The organism is Rhizobiales bacterium NRL2 (assembly GCA_001664005.1).
Lineage (GTDB): Bacteria > Pseudomonadota > Alphaproteobacteria > Minwuiales > Minwuiaceae > Minwuia.
In genome coordinates this window covers 2,185,496-2,205,375 of sequence record CP016093.1, presented here as the reverse complement: position 1 = coordinate 2,205,375, position 19,880 = coordinate 2,185,496, and the positions used below count along the sequence as shown (strand labels likewise).

18 protein-coding genes are annotated in these 19,880 nt (G+C 68.9%); 7 read left to right on the top strand and 11 right to left on the bottom strand.

All coding sequences use genetic code 11. The features are described 5' to 3' along the window. Positions 1-357: 357 nt before the first annotated feature. The 3 genes from TEF_10240 to TEF_10230 are packed head-to-tail and all read left to right on the top strand — an operon-like array spanning position 358 to position 2,799. On the top strand, positions 358-1,719 hold the full coding sequence (locus TEF_10240; GenBank protein ID ANK81132.1) for a hypothetical protein: 1,362 nt from the start codon (positions 358-360) through the stop codon (positions 1,717-1,719). Next, positions 1,716-2,258 (top strand): hypothetical protein, encoded by a 543-nt coding sequence (locus tag TEF_10235; protein ANK81131.1) that lies wholly within the window; start codon positions 1,716-1,718, stop codon positions 2,256-2,258. The genes TEF_10240 and TEF_10235 overlap by 4 nt, the downstream gene beginning before the upstream one ends. Then, complete coding sequence (locus TEF_10230) at positions 2,245-2,799, top strand: hypothetical protein (protein ANK81130.1); 555 nt, start codon at positions 2,245-2,247, stop codon at positions 2,797-2,799. The genes TEF_10235 and TEF_10230 overlap by 14 nt, the downstream gene beginning before the upstream one ends. A 15-nt stretch (positions 2,800-2,814) precedes the next feature. On the opposite strand, the gene TEF_10225 is transcribed toward TEF_10230, so the two are convergent. Next, positions 2,815-3,273, bottom strand: coding sequence for a hypothetical protein (locus TEF_10225; protein ANK83409.1), 459 nt, complete (start codon positions 3,271-3,273; stop codon positions 2,815-2,817). Between the two features lie 155 nt (positions 3,274-3,428). Here TEF_10225 and TEF_10220 point away from each other — a divergent pair, with 155 nt between their 5' ends. Beyond that, on the top strand, positions 3,429-4,244 hold the full coding sequence (locus TEF_10220) for a hypothetical protein (GenBank protein ID ANK81129.1): 816 nt from the start codon (positions 3,429-3,431) through the stop codon (positions 4,242-4,244). A gap of 7 nt (positions 4,245-4,251) precedes the next feature. Here TEF_10220 and TEF_10215 read toward each other — a convergent pair whose 3' ends face one another. From TEF_10215 to TEF_10175, 9 genes are all read right to left on the bottom strand, one after another. After that, complete coding sequence (locus TEF_10215) at positions 4,252-5,250, bottom strand: hypothetical protein (GenBank protein ANK81128.1); 999 nt, start codon at positions 5,248-5,250, stop codon at positions 4,252-4,254. Further along, positions 5,247-6,194 (bottom strand): hypothetical protein, encoded by a 948-nt coding sequence (locus tag TEF_10210; protein ANK81127.1) that lies wholly within the window; start codon positions 6,192-6,194, stop codon positions 5,247-5,249. Before TEF_10210 ends, TEF_10215 begins: the two co-directional genes overlap by 4 nt. Then, on the bottom strand, positions 6,191-7,651 hold the full coding sequence (locus TEF_10205) for a flagellar protein FlaI (GenBank protein ANK81126.1): 1,461 nt from the start codon (positions 7,649-7,651) through the stop codon (positions 6,191-6,193). The genes TEF_10210 and TEF_10205 overlap by 4 nt, the downstream gene beginning before the upstream one ends. Before the next feature lie 121 nt (positions 7,652-7,772). Further along, positions 7,773-8,966, bottom strand: a complete 1,194-nt coding sequence (locus tag TEF_10200) for a hypothetical protein (GenBank protein ID ANK81125.1) — start codon at positions 8,964-8,966, stop codon at positions 7,773-7,775. Then, a complete protein-coding gene (locus TEF_10195; protein ID ANK81124.1) occupies positions 8,963-9,601 on the bottom strand; it encodes a hypothetical protein in 639 nt (212 codons plus the stop codon). The genes TEF_10200 and TEF_10195 overlap by 4 nt, the downstream gene beginning before the upstream one ends. Positions 9,602-9,612: 11 nt before the next feature. Next, complete coding sequence (locus TEF_10190) at positions 9,613-10,908, bottom strand: hypothetical protein (GenBank protein ID ANK83408.1); 1,296 nt, start codon at positions 10,906-10,908, stop codon at positions 9,613-9,615. A gap of 83 nt (positions 10,909-10,991) precedes the next feature. Next, on the bottom strand, positions 10,992-11,852 hold the full coding sequence (locus TEF_10185; GenBank protein ANK81123.1) for a Flp pilus assembly protein CpaB: 861 nt from the start codon (positions 11,850-11,852) through the stop codon (positions 10,992-10,994). A 22-nt stretch (positions 11,853-11,874) separates the two neighbouring features. After that, positions 11,875-12,357, bottom strand: a complete 483-nt coding sequence (locus TEF_10180) for a hypothetical protein (GenBank protein ID ANK81122.1) — start codon at positions 12,355-12,357, stop codon at positions 11,875-11,877. Between the two features lie 128 nt (positions 12,358-12,485). Continuing rightward, positions 12,486-12,698 carry a hypothetical protein gene (locus TEF_10175; GenBank protein ID ANK81121.1) on the bottom strand — a complete coding sequence of 71 codons (213 nt, stop codon included), beginning with the start codon at positions 12,696-12,698 and terminating at the stop codon, positions 12,486-12,488. Positions 12,699-12,964: 266 nt separating this feature from the next. Here TEF_10175 and TEF_10170 point away from each other — a divergent pair, with 266 nt between their 5' ends. The 3 genes from TEF_10170 (at position 12,965) to TEF_10160 (ending at position 18,242) form a co-directional block, all read left to right on the top strand. After that, a complete protein-coding gene (locus TEF_10170; GenBank protein ANK81120.1) occupies positions 12,965-13,591 on the top strand; it encodes a hypothetical protein in 627 nt (208 codons plus the stop codon). A gap of 4 nt (positions 13,592-13,595) precedes the next feature. After that, positions 13,596-15,695, top strand: a complete 2,100-nt coding sequence (locus TEF_10165) for a hypothetical protein (protein ANK81119.1) — start codon at positions 13,596-13,598, stop codon at positions 15,693-15,695. A gap of 72 nt (positions 15,696-15,767) precedes the next feature. Continuing rightward, positions 15,768-18,242, top strand: a complete 2,475-nt coding sequence (locus TEF_10160; protein ANK81118.1) for a hypothetical protein — start codon at positions 15,768-15,770, stop codon at positions 18,240-18,242. A gap of 2 nt (positions 18,243-18,244) precedes the next feature. Here TEF_10160 and TEF_10155 read toward each other — a convergent pair whose 3' ends face one another. Further along, positions 18,245-19,648, bottom strand: a complete 1,404-nt coding sequence (locus tag TEF_10155; GenBank protein ANK81117.1) for a hypothetical protein — start codon at positions 19,646-19,648, stop codon at positions 18,245-18,247. Between the last annotated feature and the right edge of the window lie 232 nt (positions 19,649-19,880).

Below are 19,880 nucleotides of genomic sequence, written 5' to 3'. Positions count from 1 at the left end.
TTCACTCCCGGATACGCTGGCCGGCCCCATAGCTATGCGATCAAGCTTAACAGTTGCTTTATCCGGCCGGTCAAGCCACTCCCCCGCGCGCCCGTCCGGCCGGGAACCACGACGATGGTTCGAATTCGGATCAAATAGAAAAAATTGAGTTTTCCGGGGTCTGGGCGAAAAAGAACGCTGTCGGGCGCCGGGCCGTATCAGTGGCTCGGCGGATCCGAGTGGGCTTCCGAAGGACAGGCAATCCGGGGCATGACGGGACACGGGACATGGCGGGGAAAGCGACGAAGCGCTGGCAGCGGTGCACGCCCCGCGCTGTCGGGCATCGCCCGGCGCCTGCTGCGGGCCCGTGATGGCGGCATGGCCGCCCTGGTGGCGGTCGCGTTGCTGCCCATGACCGCCGCTGTCGGGGTTGCCGTCGATTCCAGCCTGGCCATGATCACCCAGTCCCGCTTGGCGCGCGCCCTCGACGCGGCCGCGCTGGCGGCAGGGCGTCTGCCGCGGGGGGCCGCCGTCGAGCCCGAGGCCCGGCGCTGGTTCGACGCCAATTTCCCGCCCGGATTCATGGGCGCGACCCTCACCGGCTTCGGCGTGACGACCGATGCCCGCGGTGACTTCGTCACGGCGCAGGCCAGCCTGGCGCTGCCAACCGTCTTCCTTGGCGTGCTTGACATCGACAGCATCGACCTGAACCGGCGCACGGTGGTGGAGCGGATCAATGGCGGCGCCGAGGTGGCGCTGATCATGGACAACACCGGCTCCATGCGCTCGGGCGGCAAGATCGACGCCATGAAGGCGGCGGCCCGGGGGCTGGTGCAGGATCTTTACGGAGAGAACGAGCGCCTGGACGACCTGTGGGTGTCCGTCGTCCCCTATACGGCGACCGTCAATGTGGGCGCCCACCGACAGGATTGGTTGCGGCTCAGCGACCCGGCCCTGTCGGGAGAAAGCCCGTTCCATCCGGGCGCCTGGAAGGGCTGCGTCATGGCGCGCGGCGCCGGTGACGATCAGACCGACACGCCGCCGTCTGCCGCGCCGTTCGAGAGCTTCCTCTACCCCAGGGCCGACGACAACGACTGGCCGGAGATCGACGAGCGCAACGATGCGCAGAACAACGGCCGCGGTCCCAATCTGGGCTGCGGGCCGGCGATCACTTCCCTGACCAACCACCGCGACACGGTTCTGGCCGCCATCGACGAGATGCTGCCCTGGCACCGTGGCGGCACGACCGGCAATCTGGGCCTCGCATGGGGCTGGCGCACCATCTCGCCCCGCTGGCGGGGCCAGTGGGGTGGCCCGACGCCCGAGACCATGCCCCTGGCCCGGGGTACTCCGCTCATGGAGAAGGTGGCGATCCTGCTCACCGACGGCCAGAACCAGTTCTACGACTGGCGCGACCACGATGAGAATGACGGCCGCGGGCCGGGCGGCTCCGACTTCACCGCCTATGGCCGGCTGCACGACTTCGGCTATGGCTCCCTGAACGACGCCCGCCGGGAGGTCGACCGTCGGCTGCAGCGCATATGCGACGCGATGAAGGCCGAGGACATCCGCATCTTCACCATCACCTTCGGCAGCACACCCGACAGCGGCACACAAGCGCTCTACCGCGCCTGCGCCAGCCGGCCGGAGAACTACTTCCATTCGCCCGACAACGAGACCCTGGCCAGCGCCTTCGGGGCGATCGGGCGTGAACTGACCCGGCCGAGGATCGTCGAATGAGCACGCTGGCCCGACTACTGCGGGACCGCGGCGGCGCCAGTACGGTCGAATTCGCCCTGATCGCGGGGGTTGCGCTGAGCCTGATGACGACGGTCTTCGAGATCTCCATGATCGGCTTCGCGCGGCAGGCGATGGATACGGCGGCGCACCGCGCGGTGCGGCTGGGCATGACGGGACGCGCGCCCGACGACGGCGCCTGGATCGCGGCGGCCGTCGAGCGGGCCACCGCGGGCATCGTGCCGGCGGACGAGATCCGGGTGACCGCTGCGGCTCACGCCGGCTTCGGCGAGGCCGGGCCGGCCGAGCCGTTCACCGACAGCGACGGTGACGGCGTCCACGACCCTTCGGAGCCGTTCACGGACAACAATGGCAACGGAATCCGCGACGACGGCGCAGGCGTCCCGGGCGCCGGCGGCGCGTCCGATGTCGTCGTCTACCGTCTGGAACATGTCTGGCGGGCCATCACGCCGGGGATCGGCCGGCTGTTCGAAGGGCGCGTGCTCACCACCACGCTGACGGTGCAGAATGAACCCTTCTGAGCCGATACGCCGTCTGCTGAGCGACCGCGGCGGCAGTGCCGCGCTGGAGTTCGCCCTGGCGCTGCCCATCCTGATCGGATTGACAGTGACCGCTTTCGACGCGGGCCGCTATATCCTGCTCAAGTCCAGGCTGCAGGACGCCACGTGGACCATGGCAGACGCGGCAACGCGCGCGCTGACGCTCGGTTCGGGCGAGGCGTTGAACATCGTCCAGTCGGGTGAGCGGCTCATGGCACCCTTCGGCGCCGCCGAACGCAGCCGCTTCATCGCCAGCGGCGTGACCGGCAGCGCCGACGGACCGCCGACCGTGCGCTGGCAGGTGGCCGGCGGCGGCCTGGCCGAAGGCAGCCGGATCGGCGCCACCGGCGGGACCGCCGAACTGCCCGACGGGGTGACCCTCGCGCCGGGGGAAAGCGTCGTGATCGTGGAGGGCGTCTACAGCCCTGGCGTCACCCTGCCCCTGCAGGAAGATCTGTTCCCCGCATTCCGTGACATCGCCCTGGCCCGCCCGCGGGTCGGCGAATTGACGGAGCTGGACTAGAACTTCGGCACGACCCTACGCAGCATGGACTTCGGCGACGACATCGTCCCAGACGCGTTCCAGCCGGCGCAACGTCTCGACCGCGCCGCGCATCTGCTCGATCGAGTGCATGTCGGCGAATGCGCCGGCGTGCAGGTGCTCGCGGCGCTGCATCCTTTCCAGCAGCCGCCGGCCCTTGTCCGAAACGCTGACCATGATCACGCGCTTGTCGAGTTCCGAGCCCCGCTGGTCGACATAGCCGAAATCCAGCAGCTTCTTGACGTTGTAGGTGACGTTCGAACCCAGATAGTAGCCGCGCTCCACCAGCTCGCGGACCATGATCTCGTCATCGCCGATATTCGCGAGCATCAGATACTGCACGCCATTGATGTCGCGGACACCTTCGGCGATCAGCTCCTTGCGCAGCACGTCGAGAAAGCGGCGGTGCATGCGCTCTATCAGCCGCGTGAGGGACATGTAGTTCTGGACTGGCATCGATCCGCGCTCCATCCGTCCTGCTGGTGATGTATCCATCGCCCTATCCTTGGCGGCTAACGTAAAATTAATGTAAATATGCCAAGGTACTTACGTACTTCGAGACACCGAGGCCCCGAATACCCAAGATGTGGCTAAAATTTGACGCGAATATTTTGTGTAGTGCGCTTATTGGCGGCTTTCTGCTGACGGGCTGCAGCACGTTCGACGAAACGCCGCCGGCCACGAACGCAACGGCCGCTTCGCCATCGGGCGAGGTGATCGCCATCGCGGACGAACTCCGCGCCGGCGGCGACAACCAGGCGGCCGCGGCGCTCTATCTCGGCGAAGTGCGGCGGAATCCGGATGACCTGACTGCGCTGGTCGGACTGGCGGAAAGCCTGCGCCTCGCCGGCGACTGCACCGGCGCCAGCGGCTACTACGACAGGGCTCTGGCGCTGTCGCCGGCCGATCCGCAGGCCCTGGCCGGCTATGGCCGCTGCGCCATCGCCCTCGACCGCCCCGAACTCGCCGCCCGCCTGCTCGCGCAAGCCGTCGAAGCTTCGCCGGAGCCCTCGCCCGGTCTGTTGTCGGCGACCGGCGTCGCGCACGATCTGATCGGTGACCACGATACGGCCCAGCTATACTACCGCCGCGGCCTGACCGAAACGCCGCAGCGCCGCAGCCTGATCGCGAACCTGGCGCTGTCACTGGCGCTGCAGGGCCATTTTGGCGAGGCCGGGACGCTGCTCCGCTCCAGGGCCGATGCGCCGGGCGCGACCGCCGCGGAACGCCAGAATCTGGCTCTGGTGCTGGCGCTTTCGGGCGCACGGGCCGAGGCGCTGCGCTATGGCCGGATGGACCTGTCGCCGGATGACGCCGCCCGCAATCTGACCGTCATCTCCGAACTGGCGCTCGATCTCTACGGCGCCGACCCCGCCCGGCAGGCGGAGGCGCGGCGGGCGTTGCTGACGCGGCAAAGCGGCGCCTGAACCCGGTTCAGAGGTTGTCCATCAGGCGGAAGATCGCCGGCGTCAGGATGACGATGAACAGGGCCGGCAGGATGAAGCAGATCATCGGCACGGTCAGGATTGCCGGCAGGCGCGCCGCCTTCTCCTCGGCGCGCAGCATCCGCTCGTTCCTGAGGTCCGCGGCCAGTTCCCGCAGGGCCCTGGCGAACGGGGTGCCGAAGCGAGCGGCCTGGCGCAGGGTCTGCACAACGCTCTGCATCGCAGGGAAATCCGCCCGCCGGGCAAGATTGTCCAGCGCCTGATCGCGCTCCGGCAGCAGCCGGATTTCGGCCGCGGTCATGGCCAGCTCCTCCGCCATGGCGGGCGAGGACGCGATCATCTCCCGGGCAACCCGGTCGATCGCGGCGTTAAGACCCAGCCCGGCCTCGCAGCAGATCACCATGAGGTCGAGCGCGTCGGGCAATGCCTCGCCGAGATTCCGCTGCCGGCGGTCGACCAGCCGGTCCAGCACCAGCGAGGGCAGAACCACGGCAGAACCGGTCGCGAAGAGCGCCAGCAGGAGCCGCCAGGGATCCGGCACCCGCGGCGTCTCCAGCAGGTACAGAAACAGGATGAGCACCGCGGCGCTGGCCAGCGGCAGCACCAGCTTGGCGACATAATACACTGCCATCGCCTCGCGCCCGTGCCAGCCGGCGCGCAGCAGGCGAAGCCGCACCGCCTCGGCGTCCCTGGACGTCAGCAGCCGCAGGCGATCGGCGAGCCGTTGCGCGACCCCCAGCAGGCCGCGGCGCAACTGCCCGCGCATCATCGCACGCACGCCGGACGGCCGCCCCGCCGCATTCCGGCTGCGTTCGCGCAGGCGGGCTTCGAAGTTGCCGACGCGGCGCACGCGTTGGGCAAGTGCACGGCGCGCCGCCACCTCCCATGACAGCACGCCCGCAACCACGGCAGCAGCCAGAGCGGCCAGCAGCACCGCCAGCAGGCGCAGGTCGAGGCCCGGCGCCAGGTTGGCGAGATAGTCGCTCATGTCCGGAACCGGATCATGCGGGCCATGACGATGAAGCCGAACAACATGGATACCAGCGCGAGCGTGACCAGTTTCTGGCCGCGCGGATCGCCGAAGAGCGCATCGACATAACCCGGACTGACCAGCATCAGCATGCCGCCGACCACGAAAGGCAGCCCGCCGATGATCAGGGCCGAGGCCCGCGCCTCTCCCGACAGCGCCTTGATCTTCAGCTTGAGCTGGCGGCGCTTGCGCAGCGTCTCGGCGAGGTTCTCCAGAGTATCGGCCAGATTGCCGCCGGTGCGGGCCTGGATGGTCAGACTCATGGCGAAGAAGCTGAATTCCTGGATTCCGATCCGGGCATCGGCTCGCGCCAGCGCCGTCTCCAGCGGCCGGCCGAGCAGCATCTGGTCGACGATGGCGCCGAAGGCTTCGCCCAGAACGCCCCGGTTCTCGGCCGCGGCCGATTTCAGGCACTGACCGAGCGGCAGGCCGGCGCGCAGCCCCCGGACCATCAGACCGATGGCGTCGGGAAACTTGTCGAGGAACGCGGTCCGCCGCCGCGCCGCCAGGACCTTGAGTGCCGCAAAGGCGAGCAGAACGCCGCCTGACGCGGCGAATGCGCCTGCCAGCAAAGGCGGCATGGGAGTAACGAGTATGAGCAGCGCCGCCGCGGCAAGGACCGCACCGCCGAGTTGCAATGCCAGCCTGAGCGGCGGTTGACGCAGGCCGGCGCGCGCCAGCATCAGGTCGATGGCGCCGTGCCGGGGACCACGCCTTGCCAGATGGATCGCCCGGACCGCCGCCACGGCCTTCTCCCCGCCCCCGTCACGGGCCATGAGCTTGCGCGCCCGCGCACGGATCGGCCGCCGCGGATCGGCGGCGATGATCGCCGCCAGCGCCAGCAGGCCCGCGAGCCCCAGCGCGGCCGCGCCGAGCAACAGCGGCGCCTGCTCCGCGGTCATGGCGTCATCGCCTCGAGCAACGTCCCGTCGAGGCCGAAATAGGCGGCACGCGGAAGGAAGGCCGGGCGCAGCCCGGTACTTTCGTAGCGGCCCACCAGATTGCCCCCCTCGTCCTCGGCGTCCACCGTGAAGGCGAACAGATCCTGCGTGGTGATGATCTCGCCTTCCATGCCGACCACTTCGCTGAGCTTGGTCACCCGGCGGCGGCCGTCGCGCATGCGGCTGACATGGACGATCAGGTCGACCGCGGCCACGATCTGGCGCCGCACCGCCTCGGTCGGCAGCTTGACGCCTGCCATGGCGACCATGTTCTCCAGCCGGGTCAGCGCCTCGCGCGGGTTGTTGGCGTGGATGGTGGACATGGACCCGTCATGGCCGGTGTTCATGGCCTGCAGCACGTCCAGCGCTTCCTCGCCCCGGATCTCGCCCAGGATTATGCGGTCGGGACGCATGCGCAGCGCATTCTTCACCAGATGCCGCTGCGTGATCTCGCCATTGCCTTCGATATTGGCCGGCCGTGTTTCCAGGCGGACCACGTGCGGCTGCTGAAGCTGCAGTTCCGCGGCGTCCTCGATGGTGACGATACGCTCGCCGCCGTCGATGAGCTGCGAGAGCGCGTTGAGCAGGGTCGTCTTGCCGGAGCCCGTGCCGCCGGCGACCAAGATGTTGAGCCGCGCCCGCGCCGCGATCTTCAGCACCATGGCGAGGTTCCGGGAGACGCTGCCGCTCTCGGCCATGGTGTCGAGGGTGATGCGCTTGGCGGAGAACTTGCGGATGGAGATGGAAGGCCCGTCCAGCGCCAGGGGCGGCGCGATGATGTTGACCCGGCTGCCGTCGGGCAGGCGCGCGTCGACCAGCGGCTGCGCTTCGTCGATGCGGCGTCCGACCCCGCTGGCGATGCGGACGGCGATCTGCATGACATGATCGTTGTCGCGGAAGCGGACGTCGGTCCGCTCCAGCTTGCCGCGCCGCTCGACATAGACCTGGTCGGCACCGTTGACCAGGATATCGGCGATGTCGTCGTCGGCCAGCAGCGGCTCCAGCGGGCCGAGACCCAACATCTCGTCGAGTACTCGGGTCACGAGATCACGCTGTTCGCCGGAGTTCAGCTGGATCTGCTGCTCGACCAGCAGCTCCCCGATCGCGGGGTCGATTTCCCGCGCCAGATCGCCCCGTTCCATGGTCGCGATCCGCGCCGCGTCGATCCGGTCCAGCAGCGCGCCATAGACCGCCGAGAAAGCGGCGCCGACCGGCCCGCTTTCGTCACGGTCGGCCTTGCACGCCGCGGGGTCGCTTGCGACGGTGTTGACGATGCGGGTCACCAGATCGCGCAGCGCCAGCGCATCGGGCATCCCTGCCCCGCTCCCCAGGCCGTCGATCAGGGCGGCCTCAGCCCGGGCGGCGACCTCCCGGCGCGGCGTGCCCGCCGGCAGTTCCAGTTGCAGCCGGGCCGACACCCGGTCGGCGACCGCCTCAGGGGCATCTCCAGCACCCGTATCCACCAGGGATAGCGCCGGGCCGGCCAACGTAGCGGCCCCGGCCTGCGCCGGCGATGTCCTGCGTTTGCCGAGCATCGCTTCAGTCGCTCCGCCTGGCGGCCCCGGCCCCGGTCAGGGCCGCACAGAGCGCTCCGAAACCGCGTGCGTGGGGGCTCCGCCGCCCCGACAGCGCCACCATAGGCCGCGCCTTCGCCGAAGCGCGGACAGCGAGCCTGGCGTCCTCCGGAAACACCGCCAGGGGCCTGGCGCCGAAGGCCTTGGCCATCATGGCAGGCTCCAGCTCCTTTTCACCGCCGCGGCGCACCCGGTTGAGCACCAGGTCGACCGAGGCGGACGAGAGGCCGGAGATCATCTCCCTGAGACGGATGGCATCGCGCATGCACCCCAGCGTCGGCTGAGCGACCAGGAAGACCCGCACGGCATCGGCGACAACTGGCGCGAACAGGCCGGTCATCCAGCGCGGCAGGTCGATGACCGTTGTCCCGTGACCTTCGCCGATCTGCCCCAGCAGGGCGGAGAGCGCCTCCGGCGCAACCGCGGGCTGGCCCGGCGCGCCTTCGGGGCCGCCGTAGATCGTCAGGCGCTCGTCGATCTTCAGACCTGCCCGGCTGACCAGCAGCGAGTCGATCCGGTCCGGCGCAGCCAGTGCGGCGGCCAGTCCGAAGGCCGGCTCCCGGTCCAGCAGTAGGGCGGCGTCGCCATAGGACAGGTCGAGGTCGAGCAGCGCCGACGATTCCCGGTCATTCCCCCGGGCCTGGGCCCAGGCGAGGCCGAGCGCCACGGTGGTCGCGCCGACACCGCCACGCACGCCGATGACCACCGCCCGGCGGCCATGCGAGCCATCGCCGGCGGCCGTACCGGCCTCCTCCGTGGAAGTGGAAAGCCGGTCGAGAGCGGCGCGGAATTCCGCCGCACCGAGCGGCAGTGTCAGATAGTCATCGACACCGAGAGCGATCATCCGGCGGTAGAGGGCGATATCGTTCCAGAGGCCCAGCGCGATGACCCTCGTGCCCGGCGCACAATGCTCGGCCAGCCGCTCCAGCCGCTCGAGTGGGACCTCGCAATCGGAAAGATCAACGACCAGAAGTCCCGGGGTCAGCGTCTCCGCCAGCCAGTCGAGCGCATGCTCGCTCGCCCCGGCAATAACCTGCACATCCGCACCGTACCGGTCGGAAAGCGCCGCGCGGACGGCAGCCGCTGCTTCCGGGTCGGCGACGAAGGCGGCCGCCTCGAGCGCGGCCTCCGGACGCCGGATGGCGGTCAGCGCGTTCAATTCAGCACCTGTTCGCGGTCGAGTTCGGCGCGCTCGCCCTTGCGGTGGCGCTCGGCGTCGCGCCAGGCGGCCTCGCCGCGGGGCGGGCCGGCCTCTTTCGGCGCATCGAGATCGGAAGGCTCGGCCACCATCGCTGCGAGATTGGCGAGCGTAGCGCAGCCGAAATTGCTGCCCGGCCCGTTGGCGTGGCCGATCCGGGTCCGGCTGTAATCGGGACAGGCCGGCACGCTGGTCGTTACCGTGCGCACGTCCAGATGCGCATTTCCGGCCCGCAGTTCGCCGATCAGCGGCGCCAGCCCTTCATTCTCCAGCGCGGCGACGAGCTTGACCGCCCGCGCCTCCTCCCGCCGGTTCATGACGCTGGGAAGGTACAGCGTAAGGCTTCGGTTCGGCAGATCGCGCGCCGCGGCGATGAAGGCATCCAGACGTGCGCGGTCCCGCCGCCAGTCGGCCTCCGTCCCGTCAAGACCGCCGAACTCGAAGCGATGCATATCCCGGTCGATGGCGATTCGCTTCGGCGTCTCCAGGCCAGCATAGATGTCGCCATTTTCGGCGCAGCCGGCAAGCGCGCCGAACAGCGCCACAGCCAGCAGGGGAAGCAGGATCGCGCGGGCGGGCGTCTTGTCGAAGGTCATTCGGTTCCCCTCTATTCGATCGTGAAGCCGGCCGGGCCGATCAGCGCCCGCGCATTCCGGGCTGGCCCGCCAGCGAGATCCCGTCCGCTGTCGCGGCCGATCAGCCGTTCGCGGTCGGACGGGGCCTCGTAGCCTTCGGTCGGGACGGCGACACGCGCCGGGCCGACGGGACGGACCAGGTAGGGCGTGACCACGATGACCAGTTCGCTTTCCAGCCGGCGGAAGCTGTCGGAGCGGAACAGGGCGCCCAGAACCGGCAGGTTGCCCAGGCCCGGGAACTTGTTGACGTCCTCACTGACATCCGACTGCAACAGTCCGGCGATAGCGAGGCTCTGGCCGCTGGCCAGATCCACGGTGGTTTCGGTCCGCCGGGTCGTGAGCGCCGGAATGGTGAAGCCGTCCAGTTCGATCGCGCCGGTGGCGGAGAGTTGCGACACTTCCGGGCGGACATGCAGGTTGATGCGTCCGTCCTCCAGCACCGTCGGCGTGAAGGAAAGCGAGACGCCGAACTTCTTGAACGAGATCGACAGCGTCCCGTCCCCCTGGGGCACCAGGATCGGAAACTCCCCGCCGGCGAGGAAGCTGGCGGTCTCGCCCGACCGCGCGGTCAGGTTCGGCTCGGCCAGCGTGGTGAGAAGCTGATTCGACTCGAGGGCGTCGAAGACCGCGTTCAGGTCGATCGGCCCCAGCGCCAGGCTGGCGAAGATGTTGGCGGCGCCGCCGGTGCGCAGGTTGAGCGCGGTGCCCGCACCCGGCGCCTGACCCGTGGCGAGGCCGGCGAGACTGCCGCCCGCCTCGGCGATCAGATCGCCATTGAGACCGAAGCGCTTGGTCACTTCCCGCGACATCTCCGCGACCCGGACCCTGAGATTGACCTGCATCGGACGGGTAACGCCGACGCGGTCGATCACCGGCTCGTTCTCCGCCACCAGACTGCGCGCCAGGGCGTTGATATCGCGCGCCTGGGCGCTGGATCCCACCTCGCCCTCGATGACCACGCCGGTCCCGGCCGACTGCACGCGGACAGGCGCGTCGCCGGAGATCGTACGAACGGCCTGGTTGATCCGCTCGACATCGTGGGCGACGTGAACCGGACGGCTGTCGATCACCTCATCGCGGGCGTCCACGGCGAAGAAGGTGGTGCTGCCCGGCTTCCTTCCGAACAGATAGATGAGGCGCGGCGACTTGACCTGCACGTCGGCCACTGCCGGATCGGCCACGAACACGGTGGCTGCCGGACGGGAGAGGCGGAGCAGCGTGCCGCCGCTCTGCGGAATGGTCAGGGCCGGCCCGTCCGCGCGAAGCACCGCCGAGCCGGCGCCCTGGGCGAAGACGGGTCCTGCAACGGCAACCATCAGCGACGCCACAAGGATGGAAAACACGATACGCATCAGAACTCTACCTCACTCGCTTCGCCGCCACGCATGACGGTAACCCGGCGGACAGGCGGTTTTCCCGCCCCGTTCGTTGCCACGCGCTTGTTGAACAGGGGACTCACGTCGCCCGCGACGGTGTAGCCGGCCCGGGGCGACAAGGAGGTTGCATCCGTCTCCGACCCGGCCGTGACCGCACGCAGCGACAGCGACAGGCGGCCGAGTTGCAGCGCCAGCGCGATCTTCTCCGCCTGTTCGGGAGTCACCTCGACAGTCGCGGTCTTGGAAATGGCCGCATGGCCGTCCTGCTGGACCATCTTCTGATCAATGGCGAGCACCCGCAGGTCGTGCAGCACCGTCTGGCTGGCCAGGCTGTCGCCCCGCTCCCCATCGACGGAGAAGGTCAGGATCAGGTCCACACGGTCTCCCGGAAAGACGAAGCCCGCCACGCCGGTGGTGGCGTCGATCGGGATGGTGGTCGCCCGGTGACCAGGCGGCAGCACCGCGGCAAGGAAACCACGTTCGCCCGGCCGGATCAGGGCGTCGGGCACGATCGGCAGGCCGGCGGCGATGGCGGTCGGGCTGACCCGGCCCGCGACCTCGGGGGCGCTTTCGCCCGCCCGGACAACATATGTCTCCGTCATGGCGTCCTTCGGCCAGGCCTGCCAGCGTACGTCGTCCGCCTGCAGCAGATCGCCGGCACGGATCGGCCGGGCGGAGACCAGGACCTCGACGGTCGACGCTGGCTGCGGGACGGTCTGGAGCACGGCCGCCGGCGCCGCCGGCGGCGGCGCGCTCAGCGCCGCATTGGCGAGCCAGGCAGCGCCGCCGGCGGCCGAAAGCGCGACCGCACCGGCGAGGATGAGACGGTAATTCATGAACACGGTCCCTGGTCGGAGGTCACGGGAAAAGGTCCGGTCCCAGCGCCAGGGTCCAGAGCGCGCCGCCGGCGATGGCGACGCCGTACGGCAACGCGCCTTCCATGGCGACGCCGCCGAGCCTGACCGCGCCCAGCCGCTGCAGCACCGCCGCCGCGCCCAGGTGGGCGCCGCGCAGGCGCAACAGGGCCATGACCATCCCCATGATCGCGATCTTGAACAGCAGCGCCGCCAGCAATACCGGCTCGAACCAGAGCGCCGTCCCCGCCAGCAGCTTGACGTCCCCGCCGCCACACCAGCCACGGGCGAAGGCGATGAGGCCGAGAGCAAGAACCGCAAGGGCCGCGGCGAGCGAGCCGGGCCAGTTCGACGTCCAGCCGAGCACTGCGAGATGCAGCGGCCAGAGGGCCGTGATCGCCGCCGGGATGACGTTCGGAATGGTCAGGCGCGCAAGGTCGGACCAGGCCGCCCACCCCAGCAGGAGGGCGAGCACGGCGAACATCATCGGATCGGATTGGAATGGTGTCATGGCGAGGCTCTTCCGGCTGCGCGGGGATCAGATCGGGTCCGCCGCCGGCCGCCGCGTCCACGCAGGAGCGCGGCGGCCGGTCCCGGAAGCCCTGGCCGTTCAGATCACTCGGTGGTCGGCGTCGTTTCGGTCGACGTTGTGTCGCCGGCGGTGCCGGTCAGCTCGGTCTGCACATCGCCGAACAGGGTCTCGAGCGAACCGCCGATGGTCGTCATGGCGGCGACTGCCGCGATGGAGATCAGCCCGGCGATGAGGCCGTATTCGATGGCAGTGGCGCCGGATCCATCCTTCAGGAAGCGTTTGGCGAGGTCTTTCATTTCAGGTCTCCCAGAACCAAGTGTGTGACAGGCGTCATTTTCAGAATCAAGGAGCCGTGCTCAACATATTTTTATTTAATGTCTTTTTTTATTACTTTGTATTTATTTAAGAATGAATTCGTTTCGAATTCGAAGAATAGCCGCGCGATGGCGGCGGATGCAGCCGGCGCAAACCGGATGCGGCTTGATGGAAGCGTCCGTCCGTGACCAGAATTTCACCGAGTGACGGTTTGCAGTGGTCCGGCACCGGCTCGGGAGGGACAGGCATGAAGACATGGAAGATTGTCGGGGCGGCGCTGGTCTTCTGCGCCGCCGTGACGGGCGCGCAGGCGCTGGATGCGCTGGTGGAGCAATCGGATCCCGGCCTGGGATTCGAACCCTACCAGTTCCTCGAGCAGGGCCGGCGCATCGACCTCTCCGGCGGGCGCAGCATCGTGCTGGGTTACCCGGCTTCCTGCGTGCACGAAAGCATCACCGGCGGACGGGTCACGATCGGTGCCCGCCAGAGCGAAGTGGAGGGCGGTGCGGTCGAACGCTCGACCCTTGCCTGCGGCGACCATGTCCGGCTCACGGCCGCCGAACGCCAGGAAAGCGGCGCGAGCGCCTGGCGGGATCCGTTGGCGGCACAGCCCGTGCTGGTCGATAATCTGGCGCCGGTCCTGCTGTTTGCAGAGCAGCCCGACATGATCACCATCCAGCGCACCGACAGGCCAGCCAGTCCCATCCGGTTGAGCCGGCCGGGCCGCGCCCTCGACCTCGTCGAGCGCAATATCGTCCTCGACGCCGGCGGCATCTATGTGGTCAGCGCTTCAGGCCGAACGCTTACGATCGAAATCGACTTCGACGCCGAGGCGGTTGGCGGCCCGGCCCTGACGCGCTTCGTGCGCTTCTGACCGGGTGAAGCCGCTGCGGGATGTCCTCGCCGCCGCCGCCATCGGCGGCCTGGCCACGCTGATCGTTCTGGCGACACCGGCGGCGCCCTGGCTGGGGGGCCTGTCGGCGGATCTGCTGTTCCTTGCGCGTCATGCCACGGGTCTGGAGCCCGAGCCGGCCTCCCCCTCGCCGGCCGTGGTCATCGCCATCGACGAGGAGACCTATCGCCGGCCGCCTTTCGAAGGGCTGCCGAAGGTCGCCTGGACGCCCCTGCTGGGCGAGGCGATCGCGGCGGCGCTGGACGGGGGCGCCGCCGTCGTGGGTCAGGATCTCATCCTGCCGACCAGCCTGGAGAGCCTGGTGCCCGGCAATGACCGCCCCTATCTCGCAGCCCTCGCGCGCGGCGCCGCCGAAGGCCGCATGGTGCTCGGCGCCGTCCGCCATCAGGGAGAGCGCATCGGCCCCCACCCGGCCCACAGGATGCTGGCGCGCGGTGAGAAGAACGTCCGCCTGCTCAACCTGCTGACCGACGCGGATGGCGTGATCCGGCGCGCGCCGGTGGTCTTCGGCGCGCCGGACAGGACCGAGACCGCCTTCGCCGCCGAACTGGTCGGCCGCGCCCTGGGCGTTCGTCCCGAAATTGCCGACAACCACCTGATCCTCGGCCCGAACCGTCTGCCCCTGGACCCCGAAGGCGGTCTGCTGCTGGATTTCCGCGCCAACCCCCGGGCCGTGCCCGTGCACAGCCTGGCCGACGTGCTGGCTTGCGCGCGCGCAGGCCGCACCGGCCATCTGGAGCAGGCCTTCGCCGGCCGCGTCGTCCTCATCGGATCGATGCTGGATCTGGAAGACCGCAAGGTCACCGCCGCACGCTATCTCGGCCGCCGTGACGGGGACGGCTTTACCGATCGCTGCGTTCATCCGGTGATGACCTCGGTCTACGGCGACGCCGTCGCCCGCCAGACCATTCCCGGCGTCATGGTTCACGCCCGCGCGGTCAACGACATGATCGCCGGATCGGCGCTCCGCGCCCTGCCGCCCTGGGGTGCCGGCGCGCTGGTCTTCGCATTCGGCTTCCTGACCGCATTGCTGGTGCTGAAGGCGCCGGCGGTTCCGGCCGCCGCCGGTGGCGTCGCACTGCTGCTGCTGGCGGCGCTCGGCGCGCTCTGGGCCTTCACCGCAGGCGTCGTCACGCCCTGGCTCTCGGCGGAGGCGGCGCTGCTGCTGGCGGGCGGCAGCGGCTATGGCTACCGCTTTGCCGTCACCGACCGCGACAAGCGCCATCTCAGGCGAACCTTCGCGCGCTATCTCAGCCCCGAAGTCGTCGAGGAACTGGCCGCCTCGGGCCGCGCGCCGGAACTGGGCGGCGAGACGCGGGAGGTGACGGTCTGGTTCTCCGACCTGGCCAGCTTCACGAAGATGTCGGAGGCCATGAGCCCGGAGGAACTGGTCGAGGCGCTGAACGCCTATCTCTCCATCGTCACGGAGACCATCGTCGGCCACAGGGGGATGATCGACAAGTATATCGGCGACGCGGTCGTCGGCGTCTTCGGCGCGCCGCTGGACGACCCGGACCACGCCGGAAACGCCGTGGATGCCGCCCGCGAATGTCAGGCGCGCCTGGCCGCGTTCGCCGAAGAGCGCTCCCGCTCGGGCCGGCCCTGGCCGCACACGCGGCTGGGCCTGAACACGGGGCCGGCGCTGGTGGGCAATATCGGCTCCGCACAGCGCTTCGACTACACGGTGATGGGCGACGCGGTGAATCTCGCTGCGCGGCTGGAGAGCCTGAACAAGCGCTATGGCTCGACCGTGCTGATGAGCGGCGCGACGGCGCGCGCAAGCGGCGCAACGGATCTCCGGCTGATCGACCGCGTCCAGGTGGTCGGACGCAGCGAACCGACCGATATCTTCGGCCCCGCGATCGGGCTCTCCGAGGCTCACCTTACCGCCTTCGAGGCGGCGAGGGAGGCGCTTGAGAACGGCCGGTTCGCGCTTGCCGCCGAAGGCTTCTCCGCGCTGACGGAGACCGACCCGGTCGCCGCCCGCATGGCTGACCACGCCGCCGCGCTGGCCGCCGATCCGCCCGGGGACTGGTCACGCATCACAATACTCGATACAAAGTAACTCAGAATCTGAATTCAAAATCACGGAGTTACGATGACACGCCGGACGAGGCCGCTAGTTCTGCGCGCCTGCATGTTGACCTTTGCGGTGATTGCCGCCGCCTGCACCACAGAAACTCAGCGAGCCGTCAATCGCGGCGATTTCAAGGAGGTGGCGACACAGGCTGAAACCGCAAAGTCCGCCGACCCGGACCGGCCAATGCACGAGGTTCACGCGACCTGCCAGGCGTTCCTCCAGGTGCGCGTCTTCGCCGAGTTCGACGATTGCATGGACGATCTCGAACGGCGGGTGGCGGCCAATGGCGGCCACTACACCCGTTACAGCATCGATGCCGCCCTTGCTCCGGATGCGATGAACCTGCTGAACGAGCCCTGGACCGGGGCCAAGCTGGGCATGATGCGCGCTTTTGCCTGGTATTACCAAGGCGACCTCGAAAAGGCGCATGACGAGGCCAGCGAAGTCCTGACACTGGCGGATGAGAACAAGTTTCTCACGGTCTGGGAGCAGGATCGTCAGGACTCGAGTGGCTTCACCAAGTTCATGATGGAGATTCCCGAAGACAACAAGGGTCGGCGAAACCTCTATCAGGCCCGCGCCCTCGGCATGCTGGGCTCCATCGAGATTGAATGGGGCGATGAACGCGCCGCCCGCCAGCGAATTGTGCGGCTGGAGGCGATGGATACCAGCGACTATGAGGGCATTCACGAACTGCGCGGCAATTTCTCGGCCCTTCATGAAACACAATCCATGTGGCTCGCGCGTCTCTATCTGGCGCTCGACGAGCATCAAAACGCCTATGCGGCGCTCACGCGCAAGCGCGACAAGAGCTTCAACGAGGCCTTCCACCTCTTAGTTCAGACGATCAACTACGCTAATCCGCTCTTTCAGCTTGTGATTCTTGATATCGCGGGCACGCTTGACGTCGAGGACGTCCGATTTGCCTATCGCTTCGAGCCGCGTTTCATGCTGCACCGTGCGGAGCTGGAGACGGGCCGTCTGGCCGAGGCGAAGGCGGGCTATGACGCGATCCTGGCCGAGCCGCGGGTCAAGGGCTTCGGCTCGGTTTACTGGCAGGCGCTGCACGGCCGCGGCCGGATCGCGCTGGCGGAGGGCGACCGGGCGGCGGCCATCGAACATTTCGAGCGGGCCGTGCGCGTGATCGAGAGCCAGCGCCGTTCCATCGAGACGGAAGCTGGCCGCATGAGCTTCGTCGGCGACAAGCAGGCGGTCTACCGCGATCTGATCGGCGCACTGATCCGCGAGGGCCGGGCGGCCGACGCCTTCGCCTATGCCGAGCGCGGCAAGGCCCGCGCGCTGGTGGACATCCTGGCCTCCAAGGAGAGCTTCGGCGACGCCGCAGTGCGGCCGCGCGAGGCGGCGCTGCTGGAACGCTACCAGGCGCAGGAGGCACGGCTGAAGAAGCAGGCGCGCGAGCAGGGCCTCGACATCGCCACCCGCAGCGCCGATGCCCGCGCCGAGCTGATCGCCCAGGCGCCGGAGCTGGCCTCGCTGGTCACCGTGCCGGCCTTCTCGGCGGCCGAACTGCAGGCGCTGATCCCGGCCGGCGAGACCATCGTAGAGTACTACCGACAGGGCGACAGCCTGTTCGCCTTCGTCGCCGACCGGAACCGGGTGCAGGCCTTCGAGCTCTCCACGGAGGGTCTGGACGAGGCCATCTCCCGCTTCCGCCGCGCGCTCTCGCGGCCCGGCAATGACGCCTGGCGGGCGCCGGGCGAGGTGCTGCATGCGCGTCTCGTACGACCGCTGGCCGGTGCCGTGGGCGGCCGCGAGGTGACCATCGTTCCGCACGGGGCGCTGCACTACGTCCCGTTTGCGGCGATCCCCACCGCGGATGGCGGCTTCCTGATGGACGAATGGGAGATCGCGGTGCTGCCGAGCGCTTCAGTGCTGAAGTTCATCGGCCGGAACCGGTCAGGGCGGCGGTTGCTGGCGCTGGGCAATCCGGACCTGGGCGATCCAGAGCTCGACCTGCCCGGCGCCGAGGCTGAGGCAGTGGCGATCGCCCGGACCGCGCCGCAGGCGGAAACCCTGCTACGCGGCAATGCGACCGAGACAGCGCTGCGCCAACGCGCGTCAGCGCATGATATCCTCCATCTTGCCTCGCACGGGGTGTTCGACCCCTCGAACCCGCTGAGCTCGGCGCTGCTGCTGGCCTCCGACGGAAAGAACGACGGCCGTCTGACGGCGTCGGAGATTTACGAACTGAAGCTGGACGCCAGCCTCGTCACCCTCTCCGCCTGCCAGACAGGTCTCGGACGAGTGCGTTCGGGCGACGACGTGGTGGGACTGACCCGCGGTTTCCTGTTCTCCGGCGCCGACGCCATCGTTGCCAGCCTATGGCTGGTGGACGATTCGGCCACCTCGGAACTGATGCAGGCGTTCTACCGCATCCGGCCGGAGATCGGCGCACGGGCGGCGCTGCGCCAGGCCCAGCGGGAGCTTCGGCAGAGCGGCAAGGCCCATCCCTACTACTGGGCCGCCTTCCAGCTCACCGGAGCCGAAAGCCGGAGCGGCGCAGGGACGTAAAGCTAGTCCGCCTCGTGCAGGCGGACATAGCGGAGTTCCGGTCCCGGGATCACGATGACCCAGCCGTCGTAGCCGGAAACGCCGTCCGCATCGTTCGCGGCGATCCAGTAGCAACGCGTCTCCTCGCCCCAGAAGTGGATGATGCGTGTCTCGGAGATCGCCGCGACGGTCCCGGCGGCGATGCGGACCTCGCGTTCCCGTCCACGGTTGTCGCTGAAGCCGCGCGTCGAGATGGCGCCGCACTTCTCGGAAACCTCGAAGACGCCCCCCTGACGGATCTCCAGGCAGTAGGACGGCGCAGACCCGCCACCCAACAGGCCCTCGCAATCACGGATTCTCACAGCCTCGGCCGGGAGCGTGCCCTTCGCGGGCGGGCGCTCCGGCGCAGGCGCCGGATCGACGGTGGCGCTCTCTGTCCGACGCGGCGGCGTCTCCGGCGCCGCGAGGGCGCGCAGGCGGGCGTCTGCAATGGCCGCGAAGACGCCGTCGGGAAAGCGTCTCTTGTAGTCACGGAACAGCTCCGGATCGCCGCTGTCCTTGATGCTCTCCCAGTAGAGGATATCCATCTGGCGGTCGCTTGCGGCCGGCGCCGACGGCGGCGGCGCGGCGGTAGGGCGCGCGCCCTCCCCCGCCGCGGCGGACCGGTTGAAGACGAAGTCGCCGATCAGCGAGGACGACGACCACGGGATCTGGCGCTCCTCGGAGAAGGCGGCGACCTGCTGGCGGACGCGCTTGAACACCGCCTCGATGCTGATTCCCGGCTCCACCATTGCGGCGGCGAGGTGGCGGGTGAAGGGACTGTTCGGACCATCGCCGTCCATGGCCAGCTGGCCCGGCGCGGTGGCGTAGGCGATGTAGGTGCCTGTCGGCGCCTCCATGCGCGCGAGACCGCGGCTGGCGGAGCGGAAACCCTGCTGGAAGGGATTGTTGCGGCAGGCATCGAGGATGACGATGTTCACCCCGGTATTGGCGTGCTGCATCTGGGCCATGATGCTCTCGGCCTCGATCGCCTCGATGTCGACATCGCCCTCGGCCAGGATCTGCGCCTCCACCGGCAGCAGGTAGTTGCGGCCCGATACCTGGACGCCGTGACCGGCGTAGTAGAACAGCGCCACCCCGTCCGGTCCGGCACGGCGCAGCCAGCGTCCGAAATCACGCACGCCGCGTTTCATCTCGCGCTGGTCGGCGTCGACCAGTTCGATCACGCGAAAGCCCAGGTCCCTGAGCGTGCCGGCCATCAGCCGGGAATCGTTGACCGGGTTCTTCAGTTTGCCCATGGCGCCGTAATCGGCATTGCCGATGACCAGGGCGATCCGTTCCTCGGCGCGGGACGGAGAGAACGCGGCCAGGGCCAGCGCAAGCGCCAGCAGGAGCGCGGTCCGGATCGCCGGGCGGATGTCGAACATGTTGGCCAAGGTGTATCCAGACTTCGCCGCTGTGCCGCGCCGTGCGCGGCGGCCTTGCCGTACCCTGATCGCCCCGAGGCCGCCCAACCCCACGGCGACTGCCGGACACGGCCCGTTCACCTGAACCAAGGATGTCCCCGCCCCCGCGGCAGGTCAACCGCCGTCCGGCGGGGCGTCATCGCCGCCGGGGGCCGATCGGCATGATTTCGCGACCCCGGACGCCGTCCTTCGT